The following is a 19,406-nucleotide window of genomic DNA, read 5'->3' as shown; positions in this document are numbered from 1 at the left end:
TCAGAAGCTCGTCACGAGGTCGCCGAGGACCTCGTCGACCTCGGTCGGGTCGGTCGCGTCGTAGTAGTGCGCACCGGTCGCCCCGGAGATCGCCCGGAGCGTGTCGACGTCGGCATCGGCGCCATAGGCGAGCGTGAAGACGAGCACCGGCGTCGAGTGGTGCAGCTCCTCGAGCGTGTCGAGCATCTGCTGCGACGACGTGCTCGGTGCCTCGGTCTCGTTGCGCCCGTCGCTGAGCAGCACGATCGCGTTGATGCGGTCGGGGTCGTAGTCCGTCGCCTGCTGCTTCGCGAACGTGTCGACCGCCTCGTAGAGCGGCGTCCACTCGATCGGCTTCAGGCCGCCCAGCGCCGACTCGAACCGGTCGCGCGTGTCGGCGATGTCGGCGACGGCGCTCACCTCACCGGGGGCGAGCGCCTGGGCGTCGACCTCGGAGAACGCCGCGAGTCCGACGTTGTCGCCGTCGGAGAAGTGGTCGAGGGACAGCTCGACGGCGTGCTTGGCGGCCTCGAGCTTCGTCTCGCCGGTCTCGATGGGGTCGCCCATCGACCCGGAGACGTCGAGCAGGAAGAGGACGTTGGCGCGCTTGCGGACGTCGGGGAACGCCTCGTGCATCGCCACGACCACCTGCGGCTCCGGGAAGGGGAGTCCGGCATCGGTCGACTCGGCGAGCGCGCCGACCTCCTCGACCTCGGGATCGAGCTCGCCGTTCAGGTCGCGGTAGCCGGCCTCGCGCACGATGGCCTGGCCCTCCTTCGTGCCCGTGAAGCGCAGGAAGTCCTCGGCGGCGGCGGTCTCGGCCTCGTCGACCCAGGAGCCGGTGAGCACGACGGCGGGGTTGTCGGCGACGTAGTAGCCGTCGGCGGGGTAGATCGGCACGAGCTGCTCGGCGGGCGGGTCGGCCTCGATGCGCGTGACGCCGTCGCGGCTGGTGATGCCCCGGTTGTAGTCCCAGACCGACTTCTCGTCGACGATCACGGCCGAGAGGAAGCCGGCCGCGGACCCGCCGGTGTCGGCCGACTGCCGAGCGTGCCAGAGGAAGTGCTCGGGCGTGGCCATGTAGTGGCTCGTCGCGAGCTCGTGCTGCTTGACCTCGTCGGTGATCTCGTCGTCGGCGATGTCGGCGGCCGTCAGGTCGGCGACCGATCCCGCCGCCGCCCCGTACGACGCGAGCATGGCGGCCTCGCCCGAGCTCGCGATGACCGGGCTGGTCTTGCCCAGCTTGAACTCGCCCCATTCGGGATGGTCGAGGTCGGTCCAGACGGCGGCGTCGTCGGCGGTCTCGAAGACCTCCGCCCAGGTGGGCGGCTCCTCGTCCCAGCCGATCGCGGCGGCGAGCGGTTCGGGCATGGCGAGCACGATGTCGGACGAGCCGATGCTCGGTCCCTCCGCCGGCACGTTCGCGCTCCCGCCCGCTTCGCGCGCGACGCCGAGCCAGGAGCGGGCGTCGGGGATCCACACGTCGGGCCGCTCGTCCTCAGGGGTCTCGGTGAAGCCGACGGCGGCCTCCTCCGCCGCGATGCCGGACTTGTCCCTCGCGGTGACGACCGTGACGCACGAGCCGTCGACGTCGCGCGGCTCGGCGTTGTACCCCTCGGCGAGGCGTTCGACCATCTCGGCGTTCTCGAAGGACGACAGCACCGACACGATCGTGCACGGCTCGGCGCCGGGTTCCGCCGCGGGCTCGTCGTCGGGGAACACGATGGGCTCCGGCTCGGCCGCCTCGCTCGGCGCGGCCGCAGGCCCGCCGCCCTGGTTCCCGAGGACCATCGCGGTGACGGCCCCGCCGATGAGCAGGAGCACGACGACCCCCGCGCCGACGGCCGTCCAGATGCCGCGCTGACGACGTCGCCGCCGCTCTTCGCGCAGCTCGCTGCGATCGCGTCGGGACGGAACATGGCTCGGTGCGTCGGACATCGTTCCTCCAGTCGGGCGACGGCTGGCTCGATCGTGAGCCTAGCTCAGCAGGCTGCGACGTCGCAGGGAACGTCCGCGCACGTCCGATGCCGTTCAGCCGGTCGCGTTCATGAGGCCGATGACGACGGCCGTCCACCACGCCGCCTGCGACACGAGCGCGCTCAGGACGAACCACGCCCGGACGCCGCGCGGCAGCGCCCGGAACCGCGCGGTCGGCGGCAGGCGCGCGAGGTCCGACGTCCAGCGCGTCAGCGCGACGCCGTTGAGGCTGAGCACGAGCACGGCGGCCAGCTTGACCTGCGTCGCCGTGGACGTGAGGTCGGGCTCGAGCAGCGCGCCGCTCACGAGCAGCCCGCCGAGCCCGGCCCAGACGGGCAGGATCATGGTGCGGTCGGCCTGGCGGAGCTCGCGCACGGTGCTCCAGCCGGTCGCCCAGAGGAGTGCGTGCCACTCGATCATGAGCACGGCGCCGAGCCCGACGACGAGCGACGCGAGGTGGACGAACAGGGCGAGGCCGTGCAGCCAGTCGGGCGGGCTGAGGACGGCGCTGAGCCAGACGGTCAGCGCCCAGGCCGCGGACACGCCGCCGTACGCGACGGCGCGTCCCCGCCGTCTGCGTGCCTGCTTCTGCTTGATGGTCGTCACGAGCCGAGCGCCGGCCTCTCGTCAGTCGCACGCGCTGGCGCGTGCGCACCCCGTTCCGCTGGCCCTCACCCTAGCGGGCGCGTGTTTCGGGCGCGCTCCATCGGGGTTGCCGCCCGGGCCGGCGAGCGCTCCGCTACTCGGCGACGAGCGCGAGCGAGGTGTCGCCGCACGGCACGACGTCGGCACCGCTCGGCAGGCGGACGGCGCCGCCGACCCGCCCCTCGGCCTCGGCCTCGCGCAGCGGCGCGAGCGCGTCGGGGAGGCCCTCGAGGCGCAGCAGCGCGCCCGTCGCGCGATGCGGATCGGTCGAGGCGACGATGCGACCCGACGCGTTGACGACGGTGAGGGTGCGATCGGCGTCGCGCAGCACGGGCGCGAGCGCCTGCTCGAGGCGCGCCACGTACATGTCGGCGCCGACCAGGCCGATCATGTCGCCGTCGATCGTGACCGGGGTGGTCACGGTCACCGTGTAGTCGTCGGTGCAGAGGTAGTCGACGTACGGCCCGGTCAGGTGCCTCGTGCCGGTGCGTTCGGGCACGCGCCACCACTCGAGCGTCGTGTAGTCGCGGAACGACTCGGCGTCCGGGTCGCTCACCGCGTCGAGGCGGCGGATGCCGCGTGCCGGCACCCCGCGGAAGGGGTTGCCGTCGCTCAGCCACCAGGCGAGGTGCCAGGGCGCGTCGACGAGGTAGCCCGGTGCGGCGACGAAGCCGGCGCCCGTGATGAGCGTGCCGGGGCGATCGAGCTCGGCGGCGACGGTCGCCGCGACGGCGGGGTCGAGGTCGGCGGCCCGGGGTTCGGGCTCGGACGCGAGCCGCGCCTGCAGCCCCTGCTGCCAGCCGTCGATGAGGGCGAACACCGGGTCGATCACGTCGGCGATCCGTCGGGCGATCGCGGCGGCGCCCGTGGCGAGTGCCTGTGTCATGACGCGCTCCCTTCCTCGTGCGCGATGGGCGGTGCGGATGCGGCTTCGAGCCGCACCTTCTCGTCGATGAGCCATTCCACCGCCGAGCCGATGTGCGTCGTGGTCGATCGGCGGGCGGATGCGCCGTCCGCCGCCCGGATCGCGGCGATCACCTCGAGGCGGTGCTCCCTCGTGCGGTCACGGTACTCCTGTTCGCGCAGGCACATCCAGAGGAGGGCTCCCGTCTCGGCCTGCAGGCGCAGTTCCTCGTGGACGAGGCGCGGCGACTGGCTGATGGCGGCGACCTCGAGCTGGAACCGTCCGACCGCCCGGCGGGCCCCGCCGGGGGTGGCCAGGTCGGCTCGCGCGTCGATCTCCACCAGGCTCTGCAGGTCGTCGTCGCTCGCGCGATCGGCCGCGACCTCGGCGGCCATGCCGGCGATGGCGGCGTAGTGCAGCGAGAGGTCGCGCAGTTCGATGCGGCTGAGCGCGCGGACGCGCTCCTCGGTGAGTCGGAGGGAGACGTCGTCGTCGTAGGTCACGAAGCTGCCGCCGTCGCGGCCGCGCCGCGTGCGGACGAGTCCCTTGTGCCGGAGGGCGACGAGCGCCTCGCGCGCGGTGACCGGGGCGACGCCGAGGAGCTTGGCGAGGTCGGCCTCGCTGGGGAGGCGTTCGCCGTCGCGGAGCACGCCGGAGGCGATCGCGTCGGTCAGGCGCTGCTCGACCAGCTCGGCTCGTCCGGCACCCTCGAGCGGCGAGAAGACGACGGCGCGGGCGGCGTCGGCGCGCGCGGTGGCGTGCGGCATCCGTCCTCCTCGATCGTGCGCCCGCGGATCCCCTCACCCCCCGGACTGGGGACGGTCGCCGGCGAATCCGTGATGCGACCGTAACACGAACCTCTGGACTATGACATATGGATTCATAGGATTAGGAACCACGCCATCGAAGGAGAGGCCCATGACCGACCCGCAGCCGGCCATCCGGCTCACCGGACTCACCAAGGAGTTCGGAGCCGTCACCGCCGTCGACCACGTCGATCTCGAGATCGCCGCGGGGGAGTTCTTCTCCATGCTGGGCCCCTCGGGCTCCGGCAAGACCACCGTCCTCCGGCTCATCGCCGGCTTCGAGCAGCCCACGAACGGCACGATCGAGCTCTTCGGCGACGACGTCACGAAGCGCGCGCCGTTCGACCGCGACGTGAACACGGTCTTCCAGGACTACGCGCTGTTCCCGCACATGAGCGTGCTCGAGAACGTCGCCTACGGCCTCCGCGTCCGCGGCATCGGGCGGAGGGAGCGCATCGAGCGCGCCCGCCGCGCCCTCGCGTCGGTGCGCCTCGAGCAGATGGGCGACCGCAAGCCGTCGCAGTTGTCCGGCGGCCAGCGGCAGCGGGTCGCGCTCGCCCGCGCGACCGTCGTCCAGCCCAAGGTGCTGCTGCTCGACGAGCCGCTCGGCGCGCTCGACCTGAAGCTCCGCGAGCAGATGCAGGTCGAGCTGAAGGAGATCCAGCGCGAACTCGGCATCACCTTCATCTTCGTCACGCACGACCAGGAGGAGGCGCTGACGCTCTCCGACCGCGTCGCCGTCTTCAACGACGGGCGCATCGAGCAGCTCGGCACGCCGGCCGAGCTCTACGAGCGACCCTCGTCGCGCTTCGTCGCGGATTTCGTCGGCACGTCGAACCTCTTCGACGACGCCGTCTCGCGTGCGCTCCTCGGTCGCGGCGGCGTGCACTCCGTCCGCCCCGAGAAGATGGCCGTCGGCTCCGGCGAGACCGCGGCCGACGTGCGCAACGCCCCCGGCACCGTCGTCGAGACGATCTACCTCGGCAGCGGCATCCGCCTCGTCGTCGACCTCGACGCCGGCGTTCGCGTCAGCGTGCTCGAGCAGAACGACCGCAACCGGGTCCACGACGACGAGCGCGGTGACCGCGTCGTCGTCAGCTGGCACGACGACGACGTCGTCGCGCTCGGCGGGGCGGATGTCGCATCCGAACCCGCTGCCTGAACCTGCACCACACCACCACACACAGAACCAGGAGAGAACCATGATGCGCACCCCGCGCACGGCGCGCCGCGGCGCGACCGTCGGCGTGGCGATCGGCTCGATCGCCCTGCTCACCCTCACCGCCTGCGGCACCACCTCGGGCGACTCCGCATCGACCGGCGACGCGCTCACCGAGCTCGGCGAGGCCGAGGGCCAGGTCTCGATCCTCGCGTGGCCCGGCTACGTCGAGGACGGCTCGAACGACCCGACCGTCGACTGGGTCACGCCCTTCGAGGACGAGACCGGCTGCGAGGTGACCTCCAAGACGTACGGCACCTCCGACGAGGCCGTCAACCTCATGAAGACGGGCGAGTACGACGTCGTCGCCGCCTCCGGCGACGCGACGCTCCGCCTGATCGCCGGCGGTGACGTGGCAGCGGTCAACACCGACCTCATCCCGAACTACGAGGGCGTCTTCGACTTCCTCAAGGAGAAGGAGTGGAACTCGGTCGACGGGCAGAGCTACGGCGTCCCGCACGGCTACGGCGCCAACCTGCTCATGTACAACACGGAGACCTTCGCCGAGGCCCCGACCTCGTGGGACGTCGTGTTCGACAAGGCCAGCGAGAACGCCGGCAAGGTGACCGCCTACGACTCGCCGATCTACATCGCCGACGCCGCCGTCTACCTCATGGCGCACCAGCCCGAGCTCGGCATCGAGAACCCCTACGCCCTCGACGAGGAGCAGTTCCAGGCCGCGGTCGACCTGCTGAAGGTGCAGCGCGAGTCGGTCGGCGAGTACTGGTCGGACTACCTCAAGGAGATCCAGGCCTTCGAGACCGGCGACTCGGTCGTCGGCACGACCTGGCAGGTCATCCAGAACGTGCTCGCCGGCTCGGGCGCGTCGACCGACGTCGTGCTCCCCGAAGAGGGCGCGACCGGCTGGTCGGACACCTGGATGGTCGCCTCCGACGCAGCCAACGTGAACTGCGCGTACATGTGGCTCGACTACATCGCCAGCCCCGAGGCGAACGCGACCGCGACGTCCTACTTCGGCGAGGCGCCGTCGAGCCAGGAGGCCTGCGAGTACCGCGAGGACTGCGAGGCCTACCACGCAGGTGACGAGGAGTACGCCTCGCAGATCTGGTACTGGACGACCCCGATCGCCGAGTGCGTCGACGGTCGCACCGACGTCGAGTGCGTCGACTACGCGCAGTGGACTGCTGCGTGGCAGGAGATCAAGGGCTGAGCCAGTAGGCCCGCGCGGGCCGGGGAGCCGTCTCCCCGGCCCGCACACCCCCGTTTCCCCCCGAGCACCACCCGACAGGAAGCAGCATGACGATGAACGCGACGGCACCGGCATCCGCTCGCGGCGAGGCATCCGGACCGCCCGATCCCGACCCGGCCGGCTCCGCCACCGGCGGAGCGCCCAAGCGCGGCATCCCGAGGCCGAAGTCGACACCGGCCCGCCGTGGGTCGGTCTTCCTCAGCGCGCACCCCCGGGTGCGCCTCGGGTTCCTGCTCGCGGCACCGCTCTTCTGGCTCGGGCTCGTCTACGTCGTCGCCCTGGCCGCCCTGCTCGTCACCGCGTTCTGGTCGGTGAACAGCTTCACGGGCGAGATCACGACCGAGTGGACGCTCGACAACGTCATCACGGTGCTCACCGGCTCGCTCTACCAGACGGTGACCTTCCGCACGATCGGCGTCGCGCTCCTCGTCACGATCATCGACGTCGCGCTGGCCCTGCCGATCGCGTTCTACATGGCGAAGGTCGCGTCGCCGCGTGCCCGCCGCATCCTCGTGATCGCCGTGCTCATGCCGCTCTGGGCGAGCTACCTCGTGAAGGCGTACGCCTGGCGCTCGGTGCTCTCCCAGGACGGCATCCTCGAGTGGGTCCTCGCGCCCTTCGGCCTGCACACGCCGGGCTACGGGCTGCCGGCCACGGTCATCACGCTCTCGTACCTGTGGCTGCCGTACGTGATCCTGCCGATCTTCGCGGGGCTCGAGCGGGTCCCCGACTCGCTGCTCGAGGCATCCGCCGACCTGGGCGGCAAGACCTGGCCGACCATCCGCCACGTCGTCTTCCCCATGGCGCTGCCCGCGATCATCGCCGGCACGATCTTCAGCTTCTCGCTCTCGCTCGGCGACTACATCACCGTCAACATCGTGGGCGGTGCGAGCCAGATGCTCGGAAACCTCGTCTACACGAACGTCGGCGCGGCGAACAACCTGCCGCTCGCGTCGGCGATCGCGCTCATCCCGATCGCGATCATCTTCGGCTACCTCGCGCTCGTGCGTCGCACGGGCGCCCTCGACAACCTCTAAGGGGCGACGGATGCGACTCTCCCGACTCTCGCGCACGACGCTCGCCGTCGTGGCCGGCCTCATCCTGGTGATCGTGTACGTGCCGCTCGGCGTCGTGCTCGTGAACTCGTTCTCGACCTCGACGTCGCTCAGCTGGCCGCCCCCCGGCTTCACGTTCGAGTGGTGGCAGCGGGCGTTCCAGTCCGCGGGCGCGATGGAGGCCGTCGGCACGAGCGTGTTCGTCGCGATCATCGCGACCGCGATCGCGCTCGTGCTCGGCACGCTCATCTCGTTCGCGCTGCAGCGGTTCGACTTCTTCGGCCGCCACACCGTGAACCTGCTCGTGATCCTGCCGATCGCGCTGCCCGGCATCATCACCGGTATCGCCCTGAACAACTTCTTCCGCACGATCATGGGCGTGCCGCTGTCGATCTGGACGGTGATCATCGCGCACGCCACGTTCTGCATCGTGACCGTGTTCAACAACGTGATCGCGCGACTCCGCCGCACCGGGACGAAGCTCGAGGAGGCGTCGGCCGACCTCGGTGCGGGGGTCTGGACCACCTTCAGGCTCGTGACCTTCCCGCAGCTCCGGTCGGCGCTGCTGGCGGGCGGCCTGCTCGCGTTCGCGCTGTCGTTCGACGAGATCATCGTGACCACGTTCACCGCCGGGTCCGGGGTGACCACGCTCCCGATCTTCATCCTGAACAACATGTTCCGGCCGAACCAGGCGCCGATCGTGTCGGTCATCGCGGTCGTGCTGGTGCTCGTGTCGATCATCCCGATCTGGCTCGCGCAGCGGCTGTCGGGCGACGAGCAGCAGCGCCGCTGACCGCGGGGGCGGAGCCGCGGCCCCCACGCTCCGCCTCCGCCCGGGTGGAGAATGGGCGCATGGATGCCACGCCGACGTCGTCATTCTCCGCATCGCTGCCCGAGTGGCTGGTCGACGACCTGCCGCGGCTCGCGGCCGAACCGCTGGGCGACGACGCAGCGCGGATGTCGCTCGCGATCGAGCTCGCCGACCGGAACTGGCGCGCGGGCAGCGGCGGTCCGTTCGCCGCGCTGGTCGTCGACGCGGCATCCGGCGAACTCGTCTCGGCCGGGGTGAACCTCGTGCTCTCGAACGGGTTGAGCTCGCTGCACGCCGAGGTGACGGCGCTCTCGCTCGCGCAGCGGCGGCTCGGCCGGTGGGACCTCGGCGCCGGAGGCGCCGGACTCGAGCTCGTCGTCAACTGGGCCCCGTGCGTGATGTGCTACGGCGCGACCATGTGGTCGGGCGTGCGCCGCCTCGTCATCGCCGGCGACGGCGAGGAGTGCGAACGGCTCACCGGGTTCGACGAGGGGCCCATGCCCGCCGACTGGAAGGGCGAGTTCGAGCGGCGCGGGATCCGCGTGCATTCGGGGGTGCGTCGCGACGAGGCGATCGAGGTGTTCCGCGCGTTCGGCGCGTCGGACGCGGTCGTCTACAACGCGCGCGGCGCGACCGAGCGGTAGGCCCGGCCGCGCCACGGCGGTGGTGCGGCGACGGAGTCAGGTGTCGTGGCGGTCGCGGCCGCCGCGACCCCGAGCGCGACCGGAACCGCGATCATCGTGGTGAGGATCGCCGTCGTGGTGCACGTGGACGTGCACGTGGACGTCGTCGCGACGCCGTCCACGTCCGTGCGCGTGCCCGTGCCCCCGTCCGCGCCGGTGCGCGTCGTGGCCGTGCTCGCAGGCATCGGCGTCGTCGCCCGGACGGTGGTCAAACGCCGACGGATGCCGCATCGGTCCGCCGTGGGGCGCCGCCACCGCCCAGGGCGGCGCGCCCCATCCGGTCGCGCCGCGCCGCATCCACGGCCGGCCGCCGAAACCTCGGCGGAAGCCGGGCCCGCCTCGACGGCGACGCGGCTCGGGCGTCGACTCGTCCCAGCCGAGCTCGCGGGCGATCGCCTCGAGCGAGGCGGTCATGGTCGCGTACTCCTCCTCGGAGACGCTCGAGCGCACGCGGTCGCGGACGGCCCGCACTCGCTCGGTGAGCGCGTCGAGCACGTCGCGGCCGGCGTCGGTCAGCGTCCATTCGCCCGGCTCGCCGACGATCCAGCCGCGCTCGACGAGGTCGTCGAGCTTGTGCGGCCGGGCGGCCAGTCGTTCGGCGAGTCGCTCGCCGCGGACCTCGCCGGCGACGAGGTTGAGCCGGCGCCAGTCGCGCAGGCTCACGCCCTCGTCGGCGAGGGCGGCATCGACCTCGGCGGCGATGCGCCGCTCGACGACCTTCAGCCAGTAGCCGAGGGGGCGGACGCCGGCGGCCGGCGGCTCGTGCGCGTCGCGCGCGCCGTCGGCGTCGTCGGCCTCGCCGGGCCGGTCGTGGTGGTCGTGGTCTTCGTAGCTGTCGTGGGTGTCCATGGGAATCCTCTCGTGGCGACGGTGATCCTCACCGTCGGTGCATGTTGCATGACATGGATATGCACTATGACATGCAGTCACATCACATGTCAAGTGACATGTAATCTGGATGCATGGGCGAAGAGGACGGCGCGAACGGTCGGGGCGACGCGGTCGACCGCATCGAGCAGGCGCTGGCGTCGCTCAGGAGGGGCGGCCGTCCGTCGTGGGGCGGCGTACCGCACGGGCACGGCGGCGGCCACGCTCACGGCCCGGATGAGCCGCACCGGCACGGCGGTCCGTTCGGTCGGGGCGGCCCCGGCGGTCGCGGCGGCCCGCGCGGGCCCTGGGAGTTCCGCGTCGGCCCGGTCGCCCGAGCCCGCCTCCTGGCGATGCTCGACGCGGCGGACCGGCCGATGTCGGTGACCGAACTCGCCGGTGCGATCGGCGTCGACCAGCCCCGGGCGAGCCGACTCGTGCAGGCGGCCGTCGAGGAGGGGCTCGTGGTCCGCGAGGCCGACCCCGAGGATGCTCGTCGTACCCGCATCCGCATCACCGAGGAGGGTCGCGAGGCGGTGCACGCGGCGAACTCGACTCGGCGTCGCGCGATCGAGTCGGCACTCGAGGGCTTCAGCGACGAGGATCGGGCGCGATTCGCGGACTTGCTGGGCCGGTTCGCGGACGGCCTTCGTCGGGCGCATCCACCGCACTCCTGACCGTGCTCATGTGAGCAGGCCAGTGGCCGGCATCTGCACATTTGCGGGCGCTGCGTGAACGTCTCGTGACAGGGGTTCCCGATCGACCGGGACCTCCATAGGCTGACGCCGTCCGGGGGTCAGGGTGGCCCCCTGGCGTGTGCCGGAGGTGCCGAGATGCAACGACCCGTCCAACGCCTGACCGTGGGGCTCACCGCGGCTGCCCTGATGGGGGTGGGAATCGCGGTGCCGGCCGGTGCCGCGATCGCCGCAGAGGGAGGCCCGACCGACCTCATCATCAGCGAGTACGTCGAAGGGTCGTCCTTCAACAAGGCGGTCGAGCTCTACAACCCGACCGACGCCGACGTGCCGCTCGCGGGCTACTCCCTCGAGGTCTACTTCAACGGCAGCGCGACCGCGACGTCCGGCGGCACCTTCGCACTGACGGGCACCGTCGCCGCCGGCGACGCCTTCGTCTTCGCCGACGAGGACCTCGCCGCGTTTGCGGACCAGGTCACGGCGAGCAGCCTGTGGAACGGCGACGACGCGATCGTCCTGAAGCACGACGGAGCCGTCGTCGACTCGCTCGGCCAAGTCGGATTCGACCCGGGCAGCGAGTGGGGTGCCGGCCTCACGTCGACCCAGGACAACACGATCCGACGCAACGCGAACGTCTGCGCCGGCGACACCATCGTGGACGACGTGTTCGACCCGGCGATCGAGTGGACCGGATTCGCCCTGAACACCTTCGACGGCCTCGGCTCGCACGCCGTCGACTGCGACGGCACCCCGCCGCCGCCTCCGGTCGCTGACTGCGACGCCGACTTCCTCGCGATCGGACAGGTCCAGGGCTCCGGCAGCGCGTCGCCGTTGGCCGGCTCCACCGTCGAGATCGAGGGAGTGGTCGTCGGCGACTTCCAGGCCGGCGGATTCAACGGGTACTACGTGCAGGACGAGGGCGATGGCGACCCTGCGACCTCCGATGGCATCTTCGTCTTCGCACCCGGTGGCGCCGCAGTGGACGAGGGCGACCTCGTGCACGTGCTCGGCACCGTCAGCGAGTTCAACGGACTGACCGAGATCACCGCGACGGTCGTCTCCACGTGCGACAGCGGACTCGCGCTGCCCGCGGCCACCGAGTTGACGCTCCCCCGCGATGACACGACCTACGAGGCGCTCGAGGGCATGCGCGTGACGCTCCCGCAGGAGCTCAGCATCATCGAGTACTTCAACTTCGACCGCTTCGGCGAGATCGTGCTCGGCACCGAGCGCCAGATGCAGCCGACGGCCGTGTACGAGCCCGGCTCGCCCGAGGCCGCGCAACTGGCCGCGGGCAACCAGGTGAACCGCATCACGCTCGACGACGGGCGCAGCGTGCAGAACCCCGACCCGGCGATCCACCCGAACGGCGAGGAGTTCACGCTCGAGAACACGTTCCGCGGCGGCGACCTCGTGACGAACGCCACCGGCGTGCTCGACTACCGGTTCGGTCTCTGGCGCGTGCAGCCCACCCAGGGTGCCGACTACACCGCGACCAACCCGAGGACGGACGTGCCCGACGTCGGCGGGAACTTCAGCGTCGCGAGCTTCAACGTGCTGAACTACTTCACCACGCTCGGCTCACGCGGAGCGGCGACCGCCGAGGAGTTCGATCGCCAGGAGTCGAAGATCGTCGCCGCGCTCGCCGAGATCGACGCCGACGTCTTCGGACTCATCGAGATCGAGAACAACGGCGAGGCCGTGCAGACCCTCGTCGATGCGCTCAACGACGAGATCGGCGAGGATCGCTATGTCGCGATCGACACCGGGGTGGTCGGGACGGACGAGATCACGACGGCGTTTATCTACAAGCCGTCGGCCGTCGAGCCGGCCGGGGACTTCGCGATCCTCGACAGCTCGGTCGACGCGCGGTTCGATGACGACAAGAACCGTCCCGCCCTCGCGCAGACGTTCGCCGACCTCGACACCGGTGACGTGGTCACGGTCGTCGTGAACCACTTCAAGTCGAAGGGCAGCGACTGCGACGACATCGGCGACCCCGACGTCGGCGACGGGCAGGGGAACTGCAACCTGACGCGCGAGGCCGCCGCCGAGGCGCTCGTCGACTGGCTCGCGAGCGAGCCGACCGGCGCGCCGGCCGGGCGGGAGCTCATCATCGGCGACCTCAACTCCTACGACAAGGAGGACCCGATCGATGCGCTGGTCGCGGGCGGCTACACCGACCTGCTCCTCCAGGAGCAGGGCGAGGATGCGTACTCGTACGTGTTCGACGGCCAGCTCGGATACCTGGACTACGCCCTCGTGGGTTCGGCGCTCGCGCCGAAGGTGACCGGCGCTTCCACGTGGTCGATCAACGCGGACGAGCCCGACCTGATCGACTACCTCATGGGATTCAAGAAGGACGCGCAGGATGCGATCTTCGCACCCGACCCGTACCGCTCGAGCGACCACGACCCGGTGATCGTCGGGTTCGACTTCATCGCGCCCGAGCTCTCGGTGACGGTCGACCCGGAGCTGGTCTTCCCGCCGAACGCCAAGTGGCAGACCGTGACCTTCGACATCGACGCGTCGGACGACTCCGGCGAGGTCGAGGTCGAACTGGTCGAGGCCACGGCCGAGGGGCACAAGGCCGACGTCGAGGTCGTCTCCACGACCGAGGCGCGCGTGCTCGCCCGCCAGGGCGCCGTGTACACGTTCCTGTTCGAGGCGACCGACCCGAGCGGCAACACCACCACGCAGGAGGTGACCGTCACGGTCGGACCGTAGTCCCGCCTGCGCAAGCCCGACGGCGCGTCGCTCCCCTCCCCGGGGCGACGCGCCGTCGCCGTGTCCGGGCAGTTCGCCCGGAGCCGTCGGCTACGCGCCCGACGTGGGACCCGAGGCCGCGGCATCCGCCCGCTGCGGCACGCGGACGAACAGCATCAGCACGAGCCCCGCGGCGAGCACGAGCACGATGCCGAGCACGCCCCAGTAGGTCGCGCCGAAGATCACGATGAACGCCGACCAGAGCATCGGCGACAGGAAGCTCGCGGCGCGGCCCGTCGTGGCGTAGAGCCCGAAGATCTCGCTCTCACGGCCGGCCGGCGTGACCCGCGCGAGGAACGAGCGCGAGGCCGCCTGGGCGGGGCCGACGAACAGCGTGAGGATCAGGCCGAAGATCCAGAACGGCAACTTGCCGGCATCGTGCAGGAAGAACACGATGAGCCCGGCGCCCACGAGTCCGCCGAGCGCGGTGAGGATGACCGCCCGCGGGCCGAAGCGGTCGTCGAACCGGCCCGCGACGATCGTCGAGACGCCCGCGAGCAGGTTCGCGGCGATGCCGAAGATCATGACCTCGTTCGACGTGAAGCGGAACGCCACCGCCGCGATCACGGCGCCGAACGCGAAGACCCCCGCGAGCCCGTCGCGGAACACCGCGCTCGCGAGCAGGAACCAGAACGTCGGCCGCGACTCGCGCCAGAGCCGGACGATGTCCTGCACCAGCACGCCGTAGCTGCGGAAGAAGCCGACCCGGGCGCGACCCGGCGCCGGCGGCGCCTCGGGCACGTACACGAGCACCGGCCAGGCGAACACGAGCGTCCACACGGCGCAGCCGACCGCGATGACCCGGTAGACGAGCCCGTCGTCGGTCGGCATCCCCCACCAGTCGAATGCCGTCGCGACCACCACGAGCACCAGTGCGACGATCCCGCCGAGGTAGCCGAGGCCCCATCCGAGGCCCGACACCTTGCCGACCGTCTTCGGCGTCGACACCTGCACGAGCATCGCGTTGTAGTTCACGCCCGCGATCTCGCCGAACACCGTGCCCGCCGCGATGAGCGAGACGCCGAGCACGAAGTACGACGCCGTCCCCTGCACGAAGAAGAGGCCGAACATGCACGCGACGAGTGCAGCCGTCGCGCCGCCGAGCCAGAGCTTGCGGCGGCCCGCGACATCCGCTCGTTGACCGAGCACGGGCGCCAGCACGGCGATGAGGATGCCGGCGATCGTGATCGCCCAGCCGAGGCCGCTCGCGAGGTCGGCGAGCCCGCGCTCGTAGGCGGGGTCGTCCTCGCCGAGGGCCGCGACCGCGGGGTCGAGGAACCAGTCGCTCGTGAGGTACAGCGCCGTGAAGACGAACGTGAGGATGACGGAATTGAACGGTTGCGTCGCCCAGTCCCAGAGCGCCCACGACCACACCTGCCGCTTCGGGACGACGCGCTCACCCTGCAGCTCGAGGCCCGTGACGGCGCGCAGTTCCGCGGTCGAGAGCGGGGGCGTGACGGCGCCGGGGCGAGTCGGGTGCGGAGGTTCGGGCGACTGGGGCTGGTCGGTCATGGGCGAAGTCTTCCGACGTGGGGTGAACGGGCGGTGACGGCGCGCCCGGTCAGGGCCGATCCGCGCCGATCCCGTGCAGGCTAACGCCTCCGGCTCGGTGCGCGATAGCCGGATGCCGTCGCGCCGCCGGTTCCCCCGGAAGCTCGCCTCAGGCGGCCGATTCGGCGGCGCTCTCGCGCTTGATCGCCGACAGCTCGAACTCGAGCGTGATCTTCTCCGACACGAGCCATCCGCCCGAGTCGAGCGCCATGTTCCACTCGAGGCCGAATTCCCGACGGTCGATGCGCCGCGTGCCCTCGAAGCCGGCTCGGAGGGCGCCGAACGCGTCGGTCTCCACGCCCGTGAACTCGATCGGGATGGTGATCGGCTTCGTGACGTCGCGGATCGTCAGGTCCCCGGACACCACGAGTGCGTTGTCCGCGACCTCCTCGATCCGCGTGCTGCGGAACGTGATGTCGGGGAACTTCTCCGCGTCGAAGAAGTCGGCGCTCTTCAGGTGCTCGTCGCGCTGCGTGTTGCGCGTGTCGACGCTCGCGACCTTGAGCACGATCTCGGCCTTCGACTCGTCGGGGTCGTCGAAGTCGACGTGCAGCGCGCCGGTGACGTCGTTGAAGGCGCCGCGGACGTTGGCCACCATCGCGTGCTTGGCCGAGAAGCCGATGCGCGTGTGCGCCGGGTCGAGGTCCCAGTCGCCGCTCAGGTCGGGTCCGGTGTCGGTCATGATCTCCCCAGGGTCGTTCACCAAAACTCCCACAGTCTCTCATCCCCGGGCTGGTCGGAGGCCCAATGCGCGGTCGATCAGGCCGATCGGGCGCGATCCTCGGTGCCCGATCGGCCCTCGCGTCAACGTGTCACGTCGCCGACGAGCTCGGCGAAGAGCTCCTCGGCGTCGCACTCCAGTCGCTGCCGGGTGAACCACTCGCACACGTTCACGCAGTCGCGGTGGAGCAGGTCGAACCCGTTCGGGTTCGCCACGACGTCGACGACCTGCGGCAGGTCGATGGCGACGACCCGGTCTCGGTCGACGAGCAGGTTGTACGGCGAGAGGTCGCCGTGCGCGAGGCCGGCGTGCGCGAGCGTGCGCATGAACGCGGCGACCTGCTGGAAGAGGTCGCGCAGTCCCTCGGGCGTCGTCCGAACCTGGGCGAGCCGCGGGGCGGCGACCCGCCCGTCGCCGATGAACTCCATGAGCACCTCGGTCTCGCTCACCTGGACCGGATACGGCACCGCTGCGCCGAGTTCGGTGAGGCGAGACAGCGCGGCGAACTCGGCGTAGGCCCACTCGACGCGCGCGACCTCGCGCCCGTACGACGACGAGCGCTGCACGGCGCGCACGTCGCGGGAGCGGCGCGTGCCGCGCCCCTCGGTGTAGACCGCCGAGCGATGGAAGAGCCGGTTCTCCGCGCCGCGGTACCGCTTCGCGGCGAGCAGTACGGCGTTGCCGGGCACGTCGGCCGGCGCGCCGGGCACGGCGCGCTCGATCAGCCACAGGTCGGCCTCCTTGCCGGTCTTCACGACGCCGAGCTCGGTGTCGATCGCCGCGGCAGAGGTGACGAGCCAGCCGGGCCGCGGCTGAGGCCCGCGCTCGCTGGGCTGGGTCGCCGGCCAGGTCGACCAGCGTTGGTCCTCGCCCGGCTCGACGTCCGAGAAGGCGAGTGAGGCGGATGCCGCACCGAAGGGTGCAGCGGATGCCGCGCGCGATCGCGCGGCGGAATCGTCGAGTGACGACAGCATGTTCACGGTGGTGTCTCCGAGATCGTGGAGGCCACCGTCGCGGATGCTAGCGGGCGGCCTCGCAGGGAAGGGTGTCTGCGATACGCGCGACAAGGACGGTGTTCATCGCTCCCACTCCTTCCGGTCTCGGCCCGCTTCGGGCGTCGTGGGTCGCCCCGAACGGGCGACGGATGCCGCGTGGCGCGGCCCGCCTGAGCATACGCCCGCTCCGTGGCATCCGTAAAGGGTCCTCAGCCGCCGGCGCTATCGGCTGTGGTCGGCGAGGATCTGGTCGACGTCGATCCGGGAGAGCAGGTGCTGCCAGTCGATCCCGCGCGCGATGTCCGCGACGTCCGGATCGGCGAACGCCTTGCCGTTCCGATGCACGACGATCCCGGCGGGGACAAGCTGGTTGAGCCGCGCGAGGATGGCGTCGTCCACGGCCTCCGTGTCGAAGTCGGCGCCGACGCGTTCGTAGACGTCCGCCGACAGGGTGTACGGGACGATTCCGACCTCGATGGGTTCGGCCATGGTGGTTCTCCTCCTCCTCCGCGGCCGGTGCCGCGACTCAGGCTCGCGCCGCGGCGGCCTCGTCGTCCTCGGTCGCGACGAGCTGCCCGCAGGCGCCGTCGATCTCCTTGCCGCGCGTGTCGCGGATCGTGGTCGGGATGCCGGCGTCGGAGAGGCGGCGCACGAACTCCCGCTGCACGTCGACCTCGGAGGCCGTCCAGATCGAGCCGGGCGTCGGGTTCAGCGGGATCGGGTTGACGTGCACCCAGCCTCGCCCGCGCTCGTTGAGCTTCTCCGCGAGCAGGTCGGCGCGCCATCCGTGGTCGTTCATGTCCTTGATGAGCGCGTACTCGATCGACACGCGTCGGCCGGTCTTCTCGAAGTACTCGCGCGCCGCGTCGAGCGCCTCGTCGACCTTCCACCTCGAGTTCACGGGGATGAGCTCGTCGCGCAGGCCGTCGTCGGGCGCGTGGAGGCTGAGCGCGAAGGTGACGGGCACGTGCTCGTCGGCGAGCTTGCGGATGGCGGGCACGAGCCCGACCGTCGAGACGGTGATGTTGCGGGCCGACATGCCGAGGCCGGTCGGCGCGGGCGCCGCCATCGTGCGGACCGCGCGCATGAGCCGGGCGTAGTTCGCCAGCGGCTCGCCCATGCCCATGAACACGATGTTCGAGACGCGCTCGGGGGTGCCGTCGTCGGCGCGCTTGCCGTGCAGTGCGCCCGACGCGATCACGCGGTTCGCCTCGACGACCTGCGCGAGGATCTCGGCCGCCGACATGTTGCGGGTGAGGCCCGCCTGCCCGGTGGCGCAGAACGGGCAGTTCATGCCGCAGCCGGCCTGGCTCGACACGCACAGCGTGATGCGGCCGGGGTAGCGCATGAGCACCGACTCGACGAGGGCGCCGTCGTGCAGCTTCCAGAGGAACTTGATCGTGTCGCCGCGGTCGGTCTCGAGCCGCTTCACCTCGGTGAGGAGCGGGGGCAGCAGGCCCGCGATGAGTTCCTCGCGACCGTCGGCGGGCAGGTCGGTCATCTCGGCAGGGTCGCTCGTCCACCGTGTGAACCAGTGGCGCGCGACCTGCTTCAGGCGGAACGCCGGGACGCCGAGCTCTTCGGCCCTCCCCTTCCACTCCTCGGGCGCGAGGTCCGCGAGGTGGGCGGGCGGCTTGCCGCGCTTCGGCGACGCGAACTGCAGCAGCGGGCGCCCGTCGGGCCCCTTGGCCTGCTTCCAGCCCTCGGTCTTCGGGCGGACCTGTCGGATCCCGGTCGAGCGCGGCGGGGTCGACCGGCCCCCATCGGCGGGCGTGGTGCTCTCGGGCGCGTCGGTCGGCATGGTCCAAGGGTACGCGTCGACGTCCGGGCATCGGCTGGACGCCGGGCGCGGGAACCGGTCAGCTCGCGGGACGGAGGAACGCCGCGTACGTCGGCGTGCTGACGTAGGTCAGCGTGCCGGTCTCGATGACCACGACCGGGCTGATGCCGTTCGCCGCGTCGGGCCGTCCGCGGTAGCCGCCCGGCACCGGGTCGTCGTCCTGCTCGTAGCCGGCCTCGGCGAGTGCCGACATCCACCTCGACTCGTCGTCGCCGATCGCGAGCTGTGCGACGTCGACGACGTTGTCGGTGTTCGGCCTGCCCCACGAGCAGACGAGGCCGCCCTCGTCGGCGATCTCGGCGGCGATCGGGTCGAAGAGCGTCGGGGCTCGCGCTTCGAGTCCTCCGGCTTCGAGTTCGACGTATGCGTCGGGCGCGAGCAGGGTCTCGCAGGTCGCACCGATCGTCGTCGCGTCGGGTGCCGGGTCCGCGCTCGCCGAGTCGTCGGGGGCGGAGGTCGAGGGATTCGGTTCGGACGACGATGGCGTCGTCGCGGCGGTGCATCCCGCCACTCCGATCGCGAGGAGGGCGGCGAGGACCGGCGCGACGATGCGCGGGTGGACGAGTCGGGTCATGCGGTCAGCGTAGGGCGGGCGGGGTGCCCGGGCGGGTCGTTCTGCACAGCGACCCGCCCGGGAGCCGTCGCCACGGCGTGGTCCAGGTGGCCGGCGGCTTCTGCTGTT

At 71.3% G+C, this 19,406-nt stretch carries 18 protein-coding genes; 7 read left to right on the top strand and 11 right to left on the bottom strand.

All coding sequences use genetic code 11. The features are described 5' to 3' along the window. The 4 genes from GJR97_RS07925 to GJR97_RS07910 all read right to left on the bottom strand — a co-directional run bounded on the left by GJR97_RS07925 (nt 1) and on the right by GJR97_RS07910 (nt 4,272). Complete coding sequence (locus GJR97_RS07925; protein WP_154345943.1) at nt 1-1,917, bottom strand: vWA domain-containing protein; 1,917 nt, start codon at nt 1,915-1,917, stop codon at nt 1-3. Between the two features lie 93 nt (nt 1,918-2,010). Then, the gene (locus GJR97_RS07920; protein WP_154345942.1) at nt 2,011-2,562 is read right to left on the bottom strand and encodes a hypothetical protein; all 552 of its coding nucleotides are present in this window, start codon (nt 2,560-2,562) and stop codon (nt 2,011-2,013) included. 133 nt (nt 2,563-2,695) lie between these two features. Further along, nucleotides 2,696-3,487: a PDC sensor domain-containing protein gene (locus tag GJR97_RS07915; RefSeq protein ID WP_154345941.1), complete on the bottom strand. Its 792-nt coding sequence runs from the start codon at nt 3,485-3,487 to the stop codon at nt 2,696-2,698. After that, complete coding sequence (locus tag GJR97_RS07910) at nt 3,484-4,272, bottom strand: FadR/GntR family transcriptional regulator (RefSeq protein WP_154345940.1); 789 nt, start codon at nt 4,270-4,272, stop codon at nt 3,484-3,486. The genes GJR97_RS07915 and GJR97_RS07910 overlap by 4 nt, the downstream gene beginning before the upstream one ends. 151 nt (nt 4,273-4,423) lie before the next feature. Between GJR97_RS07910 and GJR97_RS07905 the strand changes: the two genes are divergently transcribed. The 5 genes from GJR97_RS07905 (at nt 4,424) to GJR97_RS07885 (ending at nt 9,250) form a co-directional block, all read left to right on the top strand. Beyond that, complete coding sequence (locus GJR97_RS07905; protein ID WP_154345939.1) at nt 4,424-5,473, top strand: ABC transporter ATP-binding protein; 1,050 nt, start codon at nt 4,424-4,426, stop codon at nt 5,471-5,473. Nucleotides 5,474-5,513: 40 nt separating this feature from the next. Continuing rightward, nucleotides 5,514-6,701, top strand: coding sequence for an extracellular solute-binding protein (locus GJR97_RS07900; RefSeq protein ID WP_154345938.1), 1,188 nt, complete (start codon nt 5,514-5,516; stop codon nt 6,699-6,701). An 86-nt stretch (nt 6,702-6,787) separates the two neighbouring features. Next, nucleotides 6,788-7,777 (top strand): ABC transporter permease, encoded by a 990-nt coding sequence (locus GJR97_RS07895; RefSeq protein ID WP_229276110.1) that lies wholly within the window; start codon nt 6,788-6,790, stop codon nt 7,775-7,777. Nucleotides 7,778-7,787: 10 nt separating this feature from the next. Continuing rightward, a complete protein-coding gene (locus tag GJR97_RS07890; RefSeq protein ID WP_154345937.1) occupies nt 7,788-8,588 on the top strand; it encodes an ABC transporter permease in 801 nt (266 codons plus the stop codon). Nucleotides 8,589-8,647: 59 nt separating this feature from the next. Then, nucleotides 8,648-9,250, top strand: a complete 603-nt coding sequence (locus GJR97_RS07885; protein WP_154345936.1) for a nucleoside deaminase — start codon at nt 8,648-8,650, stop codon at nt 9,248-9,250. Between the two features lie 36 nt (nt 9,251-9,286). Here GJR97_RS07885 and GJR97_RS07880 read toward each other — a convergent pair whose 3' ends face one another. After that, nucleotides 9,287-10,138 (bottom strand): MarR family winged helix-turn-helix transcriptional regulator, encoded by an 852-nt coding sequence (locus GJR97_RS07880; RefSeq protein WP_154345935.1) that lies wholly within the window; start codon nt 10,136-10,138, stop codon nt 9,287-9,289. A gap of 113 nt (nt 10,139-10,251) precedes the next feature. On the opposite strand from GJR97_RS07880, the gene GJR97_RS07875 reads away from it, so the two are divergent. Both GJR97_RS07875 and GJR97_RS07870 read left to right on the top strand, forming a co-directional pair. Beyond that, entirely contained in the window at nt 10,252-10,833 is a 582-nt protein-coding gene (locus GJR97_RS07875) for a MarR family winged helix-turn-helix transcriptional regulator (protein WP_154345934.1), read from the top strand. 156 nt (nt 10,834-10,989) lie between these two features. After that, nucleotides 10,990-13,578, top strand: coding sequence for an ExeM/NucH family extracellular endonuclease (locus tag GJR97_RS07870; protein WP_154345933.1), 2,589 nt, complete (start codon nt 10,990-10,992; stop codon nt 13,576-13,578). Nucleotides 13,579-13,668: 90 nt separating this feature from the next. Here GJR97_RS07870 and GJR97_RS07865 read toward each other — a convergent pair whose 3' ends face one another. The 6 genes from GJR97_RS07865 to GJR97_RS07840 form a co-directional block, all read right to left on the bottom strand. Further along, nucleotides 13,669-15,129, bottom strand: a complete 1,461-nt coding sequence (locus GJR97_RS07865; protein WP_154345932.1) for an MFS transporter — start codon at nt 15,127-15,129, stop codon at nt 13,669-13,671. A gap of 148 nt (nt 15,130-15,277) precedes the next feature. Continuing rightward, nucleotides 15,278-15,850 (bottom strand): YceI family protein, encoded by a 573-nt coding sequence (locus GJR97_RS07860; RefSeq protein WP_154345931.1) that lies wholly within the window; start codon nt 15,848-15,850, stop codon nt 15,278-15,280. Nucleotides 15,851-15,972: 122 nt separating this feature from the next. Further along, nucleotides 15,973-16,863, bottom strand: coding sequence for a serine protein kinase RIO (locus tag GJR97_RS07855; RefSeq protein WP_154346223.1), 891 nt, complete (start codon nt 16,861-16,863; stop codon nt 15,973-15,975). Between the two features lie 243 nt (nt 16,864-17,106). Continuing rightward, nucleotides 17,107-17,373: a hypothetical protein gene (locus GJR97_RS07850; RefSeq protein ID WP_154345930.1), complete on the bottom strand. Its 267-nt coding sequence runs from the start codon at nt 17,371-17,373 to the stop codon at nt 17,107-17,109. A gap of 37 nt (nt 17,374-17,410) precedes the next feature. After that, nucleotides 17,411-18,685: a 23S rRNA (adenine(2503)-C(2))-methyltransferase RlmN gene (rlmN, locus tag GJR97_RS07845; protein WP_154345929.1), complete on the bottom strand. Its 1,275-nt coding sequence runs from the start codon at nt 18,683-18,685 to the stop codon at nt 17,411-17,413. Between the two features lie 58 nt (nt 18,686-18,743). Next, entirely contained in the window at nt 18,744-19,298 is a 555-nt protein-coding gene (locus tag GJR97_RS07840; protein ID WP_154345928.1) for a hypothetical protein, read from the bottom strand. Nucleotides 19,299-19,406 lie beyond the last annotated feature (108 nt).

It is taken from the genome of Agromyces kandeliae (assembly GCF_009674665.1).
GTDB lineage: Bacteria > Actinomycetota > Actinomycetes > Actinomycetales > Microbacteriaceae > Agromyces > Agromyces kandeliae.
This window is presented reverse-complemented; position numbering and strand designations above follow the sequence as displayed.